7 protein-coding genes are annotated in these 11,868 nt (G+C 70.0%); all 7 read left to right on the top strand.

The genetic code is table 11. The features are described 5' to 3' along the window. The first annotated feature begins 1 nt into the window (after position 1). Positions 2-2,236: a 1,4-alpha-glucan branching protein GlgB gene (gene glgB / locus AC06FD_RS04570; protein WP_478077369.1), complete on the top strand. Its 2,235-nt coding sequence runs from the start codon at positions 2-4 to the stop codon at positions 2,234-2,236. Next, a complete protein-coding gene (gene treZ / locus AC06FD_RS04575) occupies positions 2,233-3,972 on the top strand; it encodes a malto-oligosyltrehalose trehalohydrolase (protein WP_478046971.1) in 1,740 nt (579 codons plus the stop codon). The genes glgB and treZ overlap by 4 nt, the downstream gene beginning before the upstream one ends. Further along, entirely contained in the window at positions 3,969-5,870 is a 1,902-nt protein-coding gene (gene malQ / locus AC06FD_RS04580) for a 4-alpha-glucanotransferase (RefSeq protein ID WP_478077093.1), read from the top strand. Before treZ ends, malQ begins: the two co-directional genes overlap by 4 nt. A 3-nt stretch (positions 5,871-5,873) precedes the next feature. Beyond that, positions 5,874-8,411, top strand: a complete 2,538-nt coding sequence (gene treY / locus AC06FD_RS04585) for a malto-oligosyltrehalose synthase (protein WP_478077094.1) — start codon at positions 5,874-5,876, stop codon at positions 8,409-8,411. A gap of 11 nt (positions 8,412-8,422) precedes the next feature. Further along, a complete protein-coding gene (locus AC06FD_RS04590) occupies positions 8,423-8,584 on the top strand; it encodes a DUF2934 domain-containing protein (protein ID WP_259203055.1) in 162 nt (53 codons plus the stop codon). Beyond that, complete coding sequence (gene glgX, locus AC06FD_RS04595; protein ID WP_259203054.1) at positions 8,581-10,710, top strand: glycogen debranching protein GlgX; 2,130 nt, start codon at positions 8,581-8,583, stop codon at positions 10,708-10,710. Before AC06FD_RS04590 ends, glgX begins: the two co-directional genes overlap by 4 nt. 299 nt (positions 10,711-11,009) lie before the next feature. After that, a complete protein-coding gene (locus tag AC06FD_RS04600; RefSeq protein WP_259203053.1) occupies positions 11,010-11,867 on the top strand; it encodes an STAS domain-containing protein in 858 nt (285 codons plus the stop codon). The last annotated feature ends 1 nt before the right edge of the window (position 11,868 follow it).

Here is an 11,868-nt window from a genome sequence, read left to right on the forward strand (position 1 = left end):
GATGGGGTGCGAATTGCTGGTGCCCGCACCGCAGGGGCAGGACGGCGCTTCAGCTGCGCCGGCCGCCGATGAGCCGATGTCCGCGGCGTTGGCTGCGCTGGCTGCTGGCGCCCCCGGCGACGCGTTCGCGCTGCTGGGGCCACACCAGGACGGCCACGGTCGCTGGCGGCTGCACGTATTGTTCCCCGGCGCGTTGGCTGTGCAGCGGCGCGACGCGGGGGGGCGCTGGCAGCCGATGGCGGCGCTGGGCGACGGCGTGTTCGTGTCCCCGTGCGAGGGCGCGGCGGTCGCGCTGCTGCGGGTGGACTGGGGCACGCATCAGCAGGAGATCGAGGACGTGTTCGGCTTCGGGACCCAGTTGGACGCGGCCCTGCTTGCCGGCATCCCCGCCGGGGATCCGCATAGTGTCCGTACCGGCCTGGGTGCGCAGCTTGCGGTCGACCAGGGCGTGCAGGGCGTGCGCTTCTCGGTCTGGGCGCCGAATGCGCGCCGGGTCGCGGTGGTCGGTGAATTCAACGGCTGGGATGGCCGGCGCCATCCGATGCGGTTGCGGGCCGAGGCCGGCGTCTGGGAAATCTTCGTGCCGCGCGTGGCGGCCGGGGCACGTTACAAGTTCGAGATCATCGCCGCCGACGGCGCGCACCTGACCGACAAGGCCGACCCGATGGCGCGCCAATGCGAGCCGCTGCCGGGCACCGCGTCGGTGGTGGGATCCGATGCAGGCCATGCATGGCAGGACCAGGCGTGGATGCAGGCGCGCGCCGCCAATGCCGCCGGTGCGATCTCCATCTATGAACTGCATGCCGGCTCCTGGCGTCGCGGTGCCGATGGCGCGGTGCTGGACTGGGACCAGTTGGCCGATGCGCTCATTCCCTACGTGCTGCAGCTGGGCTTCAGCCACGTGGAACTGCTGCCGGTCAGCGAGCATCCGTTCGGTGGCTCGTGGGGCTACCAGCCGCTGGGGCTGTATGCGCCCACCGCGCGCCATGGCGATCCGGAAGGGTTCGCACGCTTCGTGGACCGCTGCCACCAGCAGGGCCTGGGCGTGATCGTGGATTGGGTGGGCGCGCATTTCCCCTCCGATGCGCACGGCATGCAGCGCTTCGACGGCACCGGCCTGTACGAACACGAAGACCCGCGCCAGGGCCTGCACCCGGACTGGGACACGCTGATCTACAACTACGGGCGCAGCGAGGTGTCCGGGTTCCTGATCGGCAGCGCGCTGGAGTGGATCGATCGTTTCCATATCGATGGCCTGCGCGTGGACGCAGTGGCGTCGATGCTCTACCGCGACTACAGCCGCGAGGACGGGCAGTGGATTCCGAACGCGCATGGCGGCCGCGAAAACCTGGAGGCCATCGATTTCCTGCGGGCACTCAACAGCGCCATTACGACCACCCATCCCGGGGTGGTGGTGATCGCCGAGGAGTCCACGGCGTGGCCCGGCGTGACCGCGCCGGCCGCCGAGGGCGGGCTGGGTTTCTCCCACAAATGGAACATGGGCTGGATGCACGATACGTTGAGCTACCTGCAGCGCGACCCGATCCACCGCTCGCACCACCACAGCGAGATGACCTTCAGCGCGATGTATGCGTTCTCCGAGCAGTTCGTGCTGCCGCTCTCGCATGATGAAGTGGTGCATGGCAAGGGCTCGTTGCTCGGCAAGATGCCGGGGGACCGCTGGCAGCAGCTGGCCAACCTGCGCGCCTACTACGGTTTCATGTGGGCGCACCCGGGCAGCAAACTGCTGTTCATGGGCGGCGAGTTCGCCCAGGCCACCGAGTGGAACCACGACGGCGAACTGGACTGGGCGCTGGCCGCGCAACCGGAGCATACCGGCGTGGCACGCGTGGTCGCCGACCTGAACCGGCTGCTGCGCGACATCCCCGCGCTGCGGCACGGCAATCGCAGCGAGGACGGCTTCGAGTGGAGCGTCGGCGATGACCACGTCAACAGCGTGCTTGCCTTCATCCGCCATGACGTGCACGGCAGTGGCGGGGCGTTGCTGGCGGTGAGCAACTTCACCCCGGTCGCGCGGCATGGCTATCGCGTGGGGGTGCCGCGCGCCGGCCGCTGGCGCGAGGTGTTCAACAGTGACAGCCGCTTCTACGGTGGCAGCGATGCGGGCAACCACGGGCAGGTCGACGCCCAGTCGATCGCCATGCATGGCCACGCGCAGTCGATCGAGCTCACGTTGCCACCACTGTCCACCCTCTACCTCCAGGTGGTTGAGTGACGCCTGCGCGGCGGCAACTTGGCGCATGGCGGCAGGAGGACGGCGGGTACTGCTTCCGGTTATGGGCACCGGCGGCGGACCGCGTGGAACTGTTGCTGGACGGCGAGATAGTGGCGATGGCCCCCGAGGATGATGGCTGTCATGCGGTGTCCTGCGCATGCGCACCGGGCACACGTTATCGCTTCCGCATCGACGGCACGTTGAGCGTGCCGGACCCGGCGTCGCGTTGGCAGCCGGAGGGACTGAAGGGCGCCAGCGCGGTCCCCGATGAAGACGCCTATGCCTGGCAGACGACCGGTGGCGCGGGGCGCCCCTGGGCCGAGGCGGTCCTGTATGAGGTGCACGTGGGCGCCGTGGGTGGGTATGCGGCGCTGCAGGCGCAGTTGCCGGCATTGGCCGCGATGGGCATCACCGCCCTGCAACTGATGCCGTTGGCGACGTTCGCAGGTACCCGCAACTGGGGCTACGACGGTGTGCTGCCCTATGCGCCGGCGTCGGTGTATGGCACCCCGGACGAGCTGAAGGCGCTGGTGGATGCCGCCCATGCGCTGCGCATGATGGTGCTGCTGGACGTGGTGTTCAATCATTTCGGGCCGGAGGGCAACCACCTGGCCGCCTACGCACCGCAGTTCTTCCGCGAGGACGTGCGCACGCCGTGGGGCGCGTCCATCGACTTCCGGCAGCCGTGGGTGCAGCGTTTCTTCATCGACAACGCGCTGATGTGGCTGCGCGAGTATCGCTTCGACGGCTTGCGCCTGGACGCGGTGCACGCGATCCATCCACAGACCTTCCTGGTGACGCTGCGTGAGGCGATCCATGCCGACGGTCCCGCGCACGCGGTGGACCTGGTGGTGGAAAACGAGAACAACGCGGCCTCGCTGCTGGGTGAGGGCTATACCGCACAGTGGAATGACGATTTCCACAACGCCTTGCACGTGCTGTTGACCGGAGAAACCGAGAGCTACTACGCCGACTTCGCCGGCGAGCCGGCCGCGCGCCTGGCCCGGGTATTGGCGGAGGGGTTTGCCTGGCAGGGCGAAGTGAACCGGCATGGCAATCGCCGTGGCGAGCCCAGCGCGGGCTTGTCGCCGGACCATTTCGTGGTGTTCGCGCAGAACCACGACCAGATCGGCAACCGCGCGTTCGGTGACCGGCTGCAGGGCTCGGTGGCGCCCGCGCGGCTGCGCGTGGCGCATGCGTTGACCGCGCTCACGCCCATGGTGCCGCTGTTTTTCATGGGGGAGCCATGGGGCGCCAGCGAGCCCTTCCTGTTCTTCACCGACTTCGAGCCACCGTTGGACCAGGCGGTACGCGACGGGCGGCGCAAGGAGTTCAGCCAGCTCAAGGCGTTCGCCGATCCAGGCTCGCGCGACAAGATTCCCGATCCCAATGCGGTGGACACCTTCCTGGCGTCGCGCTGCCCGCTGCCGTCACCGGCAGCACTGGCGGGCAACCCGTGGCTGGAGGACTTCACGACCTTCCTGGCCCTGCGTCGGCGCTATCTGGTGGGCGGCGCGGGGCAGGCACGTAGTCTCGGTGGGACCGTGCTGGCCGAGCGGGCGATCGCCGCCGGCTGGGCATTGCCCGATGGCGAGTGGTGGCTGGCCTTCAACCTGGGTGAGACGCCGGTCGCCACGACCCTGCCAGCGGGAGAGACCGTACTGCAACTGGGCCACCTCGATGACCAGGGCCGTTTGGCGCCCGCATCGCTGGTCGCGTGCTGGGTGGCGCGATGACGACCGCGGCGGACGAACTGGCGGGCCTGGCCGCGGCCGTGGGCGTGATGGTCGACTGGCACGACATCCATGGTGTCGCGCGCCGGGTGGAGCCGGACACGCTGGTCGCGGTGCTGGATGCGCTGGAATGGCGCGCGGCGACCACCGCGCAACGGGCGGACAGCCTTCGGCGCTGCGCGGCCGAGCGCGCGCAGCCGCGTCTGCGCACGGCGCAGGCGGGTGCGCGCATCGTCGTCGGGTCGCCCGATGCGGGGCCCGGGCAATGGTGCGATGAAGCAGGCGACACCGAGCCGGCCCACCAGGACGTCGAGGGTGGCTGGCGGTGCCCGCAGCGGCCCGGCTACTGGACGCTGCGCGTCGGTTTACAGGCGCATGCCGTGGCGGTGGCGCCGGCGCGCTGTTTCGGCGTGGACGACGCCACGGGCGCGGCCACGCCGCGCCGGTGGGGCGCAAGCCTGCAGGTGTACGCGGGGCGCTCGCCGTCGGACGCCGGCATTGGCGACAGTGCCGGGACCGCCGCGTGGTGTCGCCGCGTCCGCGCGGCGGGCGGCGATGCACTGGCACTCAGCCCGCTGCATGCGGCCGGCCGGATCGAGCCGCTGTTCAGCCCCTACTCGCCGAGTGACCGGCGCTATCTGGAGCCGATCTACACCGCGCCGCCACCGTGGCTGCGGGAAGACGACGCTGCGTTGGACGCGCCGGCGTCAACGGCGGACGGGCTGATCGACTGGGCAGGCGCGGCCGCCTTCAAATGGGCGCGACTGGCGCGCTGGCACGCGGCCATGCACGCGGCGCCGGACGCCATCCGCGACGATCTGCACCGCCATCGACAGGCCGGCGGGGCGGACCTGGAGCGGTTTGCCATCTTCAACGCGGCGGTGCTGGGCCAGCCGGATCCGGCGCTGCAGACCTTTGCGCAGTGGCTGTCCACCCGCAGCTGGTCGCAGGTACAGCATCGCGCCCATGCCAGTGGCATGGCGTTGGGATTGATCGCCGACCTGGCCGTCGGCTTCGTGCCGGACGGCGCCGAAGCGGCGGCGGCAGGCGATACCGCCTTGCGAGGTCTGGTCATCGGCGCGCCGCCGGACGCGTTCGCGCCCCACGGGCAGGTGTGGGGCGTGAGCAGCTACTCGCCCGATGGCCTGCGGCGCACCGGCTTCGCGCCGTTCATCGCGCTGCTGCGCGCGGTGATGCGTGATCGCGGCGGCGTGCGCATCGACCACATCCTCGGCCTGCAACGGCTATGGGTGGTGCCGCAGGGTGCGGGGTCGGATGCGGGTGCCTATCTGCGCTATCCGCTGGAGGACCTGCTCAACCTGTTGGCACTGGAGTCGTGGCGGCATCGCTGCATCGTGATCGGCGAAGACCTGGGCGTGGTGCCCGATGGCATCCGCCAGCGGCTCGCGGAGCGCGGCGTACTGGGCATGGACGTGCTGGCGTTCGCGCGCGCGGCCGATGGCGAGTTCCTGCCGCCCAACCTGTGGCGGACGATGGCGGTGGCCACGACCGGCACGCACGATCTGCCCACCCTGGTCGGCTGGCAGCGCGGCGAGGACATTGCGGTGCGCGCGCAACTCGGGCAGGAAGACCCCGCGGCCACTGCGCAGGCCATGGAGCGGCGCCGCCAGGAAGCAGCGCAGCTGGCCAGCGCAGTGGGCGCCGATACCCTGTGCCCGGAGGCGTTGCACGATGCAGCCCTCGCGTTCGTGGCGGCCGGTCCTGCACCGTTGGCGCTGCTGCCCGTGGAAGACGCACTGGGCCTGCGCGAGCAGGTCAATCTGCCCGGCACGGTGGCGGTGTATCCCAACTGGCGGCACCGCCTGCCGCTACCGTTGCCCAGGCGCACGTTGCACGCGGCACTGCGCCGCTTCGCAACGGCCCGCGGCGGGGAGGACTGAGCCATGGTCCCGTTCCGCGCCACCGCACGGGTGCAGTTGCATGCCGGGTTCACCTTCGATGACGCCCGTGCGCAGGTCGACTACTACGCCGCGCTGGGCGTCAGCCACCTGTACCTGTCGCCGATCACCCGCGCCGTGGAGGGGTCCACGCATGGCTACGACGTGATCGATCCAACCGTGGTCAGCCCGGCGCTGGGCGGCGAACCCGCGCTGCTCCGTTTGGCCGCGCAGGCGCGTGCCCACGGGATGGGCCTGATCGTGGACATCGTGCCCAACCACGTGGCGGCGCACCTGAGCAACCCGTACTGGGCCGACGTGCTGCTGCGCGGCCGGGACAGCCGGTATGCGGCGTGGTTCGACATCGACTGGCAGGCACCGGGTCGCCACGGCAAGCTGTGGCTGCCGGTGTTGGACAGGCCGCTGGCGACGGCATTGGCCGAGCGCCGGCTGCATGTGGAACGGGATGCCGCCGGGGATGCCTGGCTGGCGCTTGCCGGTAGCCGCTACCCGTTGGCCACCCAGGCCCTGCCCGATGCGGGACCCGAGCCGTCCACGCAGGCCATGTCCGCCTTGCTCGCCGCGCAGGCCTATCGCCTGGCGTGGTGGCGCAGTGGCGATACCCGGGTCAATTACCGGCGATTTTTCACGGTTACCGCGCTGGCGGCATTGCAGATGGAGCGCACCGAGGTCTTCGATGCCGTGCATGCGCTGCCGTTGCGGTTGGCCGCGGAGGGCGTCATCGATGGCGTCCGCGTCGACCACGTGGATGGCCTGCGCGACCCCGCCGCCTACCTGCGGCGGCTGCGCGGTGCACTCGACGTGGCCGGTGCCGGGCAACAGCTGCCGGCCGGTACGCTGGGGCTGTGGGTGGAGAAGATCCTCGGCCCAGACGAGCGGCTTCCCGCCGACTGGCCCTGCGATGGCAGCACCGGCTACGACTTCATGGACGAGGCCGGCGCGGTGCTGCATGACATCGGCGGCGGCCGGGTGCTGGACCAGCACTGGCGCCAACTGACGGCGGACCCGCGCAGCGTGGAGCAGGTCGAGCGGCAGGCGCGCGCCGAGGTGCTCGACAACGGGCTGCGCGCGGAGTTCGACGCGCTGGTCGCCCTGGCAGCCAGGGTGGCCGAGGAAGAGGGCGGGGCGGCCGCCGATTTCGGCAGCGCGCTGCTGGCGACCGCGATCGCGCGCCTGTTGGCGTACTTCCCGGTGTACCGCAGCTACCTCACCGACGCCGCCGCCGGGCCCGCAGACGAGGCGGTCTGGGCGCAGGCCGCAACCGCCGCGCGCGCCGGCGCCGATCCCGCGGTGGCCGGCGTCATCACCCACGTCTTGGGGTGGATGCTGCAGGCCCCGTCGGCGGGTGCTCCGTCCGGGCTGCTGCGTCTGCGCCAACAGGTCCAGTTGCTCAGCGCACCGCTCAATGCCAAGGCCGTTGAGGATTGCAGCTTCTACCGGTATGCGGCGCAACTGTCGCGCAACGAGGTCGGGACCCATCCCGCGCGGCGCGGCCTGCTGCCGAACGACTTCCACGCACGGGCAGCCGAGCGCGGCCGCGCCCACCCGCGCGCGCTGCTGGCCACCGCCACCCACGACCACAAGCGCGGCGAAGACGCGCGCATGCGACTGGCGGTGCTGTCTCACTGGCCGATGTGGTGGCGCACGATCACGCGCCGGCTGGACCGCCTGGGGCTGCCACTGGGCGGGTCGTCGCTCCATCCCGGCGACCGCCAGATGCTGTGGCAGACGCTGGTGGCGGCATGGCCGGCGCACGGTCGGCAGGTGCCGGACGACCTGCTGCCGCGCCTGCTCGGCTGGCAGCGCAAGGCGCTGCGCGAGGGCGGATTGCGCAGCAGTTGGCGCGATCCGGATGCAGCCTATGAAGCGGCTGCCGGGAAAGTGCTCCGCAACGTCTGCGAGGCATCGGCCGGGCAGGCGCTGCGGCAGGTACTGCACGCGGCCGTGATGCGGGTGGCGCCGGCGGGTGCCCGCCTGAGCCTGGCGCAGACCGCGCTGCGCCTGACCGTGCCGGGTGTTGCGGATCTTTATCAGGGCACCGAAGGCTGGGACCTGTCCCTGGTCGACCCGGACAACCGGCGACCGGTGGACTACGCCGCGCGGCGGCGACTGTTGGACGATGCCCGGCCGTGGCCGCAACTGCTCAACGATTGGCATGACGGTGCGGTCAAGGCGCGGCTGCTGCACGCGCTGCTGCAGGTGCGCCGTCGCTGGCCGGCGCTGTTCGCCCACGGGGATTACCGCCCTCTGCGCACCACCGCGCCGGACCGCGTGCTGGCGCTCTGCCGTGAGCACGGCCAGCAGCGCGTGGTGCTGGTGGTGGCCATCGATACCACCGCAGGCCCGGCGCCGCGCGCTACTGCCGCGTTGCCGGCGCGGTTCTGGGGCGCGGCACGCGTCGAGATCCCAGTAGCGCGCTATCGCAACGTGCTCACCGGACTGCCTGTAGACATTCAGAACGCCTTTGCTCCGCTGCGGGCGCTGTCTGCGGACAGCCCCGTGACCGTGTTGATCCACCCATGAAGCCCGGACCCATGCAAGAACAAGAACGACGCGAACGCATCGAAGAACTGGCCCGCCAGATCTGGGAGGCCGAAGGCCGCCCGGACGGGCAGGGCGTGCGCCATTGGCTGATGGCCGAGCGGTTGCTGCAGGCCGAACTGCAAGCCGCCGCCGGCAAGGAGGGCAGCCAATGAGCGCCCATCCCACTGTACCGGGCTCGCGCGTTCGCGCCGGCCGCCCGTTCCCGCTCGGCGCCACATGGGACGGCGTGGGCGTCAATTTCTCGCTGTACAGCCGCCACGCCACCAAGGTGGAGCTGTGCCTGTTCAACGAGCGCGGGCGCGAGGTGGAGCGGATCGTGCTGCCCGAGTACACCGACGAGATCTGGCACGGTTACCTGCCCGACGCTCGCCCCGGCCAGCGCTACGGCTACCGCGTGCATGGGCCTTATGCGCCGGACGCCGGCCATCGCTTCAATCCGAACAAACTGCTGCTGGACCCGTACGCCAGGCAGATCGTCGGACAGTTGAAATGGGCGCCGGCCCTGTTCGGCTACAGCATCGGGCACCGCGACAAGGACCTGAGTTTCGACAAGCGCGACAGCGCGCCGTTCATGCCCAAGTGCGCGGTGGTCGATCCGGCCTTCACTTGGGGCCATGACCGTCCACCGTGCGTGGCCTGGGAAGATACGGTGATCTACGAAGCGCATGTGCGTGGGCTCACGATGCGGCACCCGGACGTGGCCGAAGCGGCGCGCGGCACGTTCTCCGCGCTCAAGCACGATGGCGTGCTGGACCATCTCAGGCACCTCGGTGCCACCGCGCTGGAGCTGCTGCCCATTCATGCGCATGTGGACGACCAGCACCTGCTGGAGCGCGGGCTGCGCAACTACTGGGGCTACAACACGCTGGCCTTCTTCGCGCCGGACCCGCGCCTGCTGTCCACCAACGCCATCGCCGAGTTCAAGCAGATGGTGGCCGGTGTGCACGCGGCGGGCCTGGAAGTGATCCTGGACGTGGTCTACAACCACACTGCCGAAGGCAACGAGCTGGGGCCGACGTTGTCGTTCAAGGGCATCGACAACGCCAGCTACTACCGGCTCGCCGACGACCCGCGCTATTACATCAACGATACCGGCACCGGCAACACCTTCGACCTGACCAACGCCGGCGCGCTGCGCATGGTGATGGACTCGCTTCGCTACTGGGTGCAGGACATGCACGTGGACGGCTTCCGCTTCGACCTGGCCACCATCCTGGGCCGCGAGCGCTCCGGCTTCGATCCGTCCGGCAGTTTCCTCGACGCGGTGCGCCAGGACCCGGTGCTGAGCCAGGTGAAGCTGATCGCCGAGCCGTGGGACATCGGCCCGGGCGGCTACCAGTTGGGCCAGTTCGCGCCAGGCTGGGCCGAATGGAACGACAAGTTCCGTGACAACGTACGCGCGCTGTGGCGTGGCGATGGCGGCCAGTTGGCCGAGTTCGCCACGCGCATCATGGGCTCGGCCGACCTGTTCAACCACAAGGGCCGGCGACCGGCGGCATCGATCAATTTCGTCACCGCCCACGATGGGTTCACCCTCCACGACCTGGTCAGTTACAACGACAAGCACAACGAGGCCAACGGCGAAGACGGGCGCGACGGCAGCGACCACAACATCTCCTGGAACCATGGCGTGGAGGGCCCCACCGAGGACGCGGCGGTGCTGGCGCTGCGGGCGCGGCAGATGCGCAACCTGCTGGCCAGCCTGTTGTTCTCGCAGGGCACGCCGATGCTGCTGGCCGGCGACGAGTTCGGGCGCACCCAGCAGGGCAACAACAACGCCTACTGCCAGGACAACGAGCTGACCTGGCTGGACTGGGCGCAGGCGGGCTCGGCGGCCGGCGCGCAGCAGGCGGCGTTCGTGCGCAAGGCGCTGAAGCTGCGGCGCCGCTACCCGCAGTTGCGGCGCGGGCGTTTCCTCGAAGCGCGCGACGACGTGGCCGACACCGCGATCGAGTGGCTGCGCGCCGATGGCGGGCCGATGCACGAGGCGGACTGGAACGATCCGGAGGCGCGGGTGCTGATGTTGAAGCTGGGGGGCAACGACGCCCACAGCCACGAACCCGGCCCCGAGCACGAAACGCTGCTGCTGCTGTTCAATGCTGGGCACGGCGAGGTGCGCTTCGACGTGCCCGGGGTGCCGGAGCGGCCCTGGCGGGTATTGCTGACCAGTGTCGACAGCCCTGCGCCGGCGCTGGACGCACAGGGCGGGCTCACGCTGCCCGAACGCAGCATGGCCCTGCTTGCCAGCCGCCGCGCGCGCGCGCCTGCGGCTGCCTGACGGCACAGCCTGCGCCCGACAGTGGGGCGTGGCGGCCCACGCGGTCTCTCTTTCCCGCCGGCACCCGCGCCGGCGCTGGGGGAGGGGCCGCGCATGCCGGAGGGGCGAGATCGGCACGGCGACAGGATGGATTCGGGGGCGTTATTTCTGAACTAGTCAGGCACGTGCATGCGCCCTTCACATCTGGCGCTGCAACGTATGTCCTCAGCTACCTGAATTGATTTAAGCTCGCGTCCCGGCCCCCATTCATTGCCATGAAGGGAGGCTCTTTCTCTCTCCATTTCTCATCAGGACCCTCCATGGCGGCTTTGCAGCAGCGCACGATCGATCTTATCCGCAGCCACCATGACCAGGTGGTGTCGCAATGGCTGCAGCATCTGGCGGCAGGGAGCCAGGCCCACGACGCCCGGTTGTCCGCGCGCGAACTGGACAGCCAGGCGCGCGAACTGTGGCGCCTGCTGCTGGACGCCCTGTCCGCCAACACCGGTAGCCTGGCCGGCCCGGAGTGGCAGGAGATCCGGCGCTTTCTCGAGACCCTGTCCCGCGACCGCGTGCTGAAGGGATTCAATTCGGCCGAGACCGCCAGCTTCCTGTTCTCGCTCAAGCGACCCTTGTTCGAGCTGATCCAGCAGGGCTACGCCGACGATTCGGCGCAGCTGGCCGACCAGCTGTGGGCGATCTCCGAACTGCTCGACCTGCTCGGCCTGCACAGCGTGCAGGCGTTCCAGAAGACCCGCGAGGATGTGATCCAGCGCCAGCAGGAGGAAATGCTGGAGCTGTCCACCCCGGTGGTGAAGCTGTGGGAGGGCGTGCTGGCGCTGCCGATGATCGGCACGCTCGATTCGCAGCGCACCCAGGTGGTGATGGAGTCGCTGCTGCAGCGCATCGTCGACACCGGCTCGGAGATCGCCATCATCGACATCACCGGCGTGCCCACGGTGGACACCCTGGTGGCCCAGCATCTGTTGAAGACGGTCACCGCGATCCGCCTGATGGGCGCCGATGCGATCATCAGCGGTGTGCGCCCGCAGATTGCCCAGACCATCGTGCACCTCGGGCTGGACCTGCAGGGCATCGTGACCAAGGCCAACCTGGCCGACGCGCTTGCCCTGGCGCTCAAGCGCACCGGGCAGACGGTGGTGCGGGCAGAGCGCTGAC

The sequence above is a fragment of the Stenotrophomonas sp. Steno-Z1 genome (genome assembly GCF_056393175.1).

Bases quoted from the DNA above. Each gene is read 5' to 3' on its own strand.
- AC06FD_RS04590 (WP_259203055.1), top strand. From the start codon at position 8,423: ATGCAAGAACAAGAACGACGCGAACGCATCGAAGAACTGGCCCGCCAG.
- malQ (WP_478077093.1), top strand. From the start codon at position 3,969: ATGACGACCGCGGCGGACGAACTGGCGGGCCTGGCCGCGGCCGTGGGC.
- treY (WP_478077094.1), top strand. From the start codon at position 5,874: ATGGTCCCGTTCCGCGCCACCGCACGGGTGCAGTTGCATGCCGGGTTC.
- AC06FD_RS04600 (WP_259203053.1), top strand. From the start codon at position 11,010: ATGGCGGCTTTGCAGCAGCGCACGATCGATCTTATCCGCAGCCACCAT.
- glgX (WP_259203054.1), top strand. From the start codon at position 8,581: ATGAGCGCCCATCCCACTGTACCGGGCTCGCGCGTTCGCGCCGGCCGC.
- glgB (WP_478077369.1), top strand. From the start codon at position 2: ATGGGGTGCGAATTGCTGGTGCCCGCACCGCAGGGGCAGGACGGCGCT.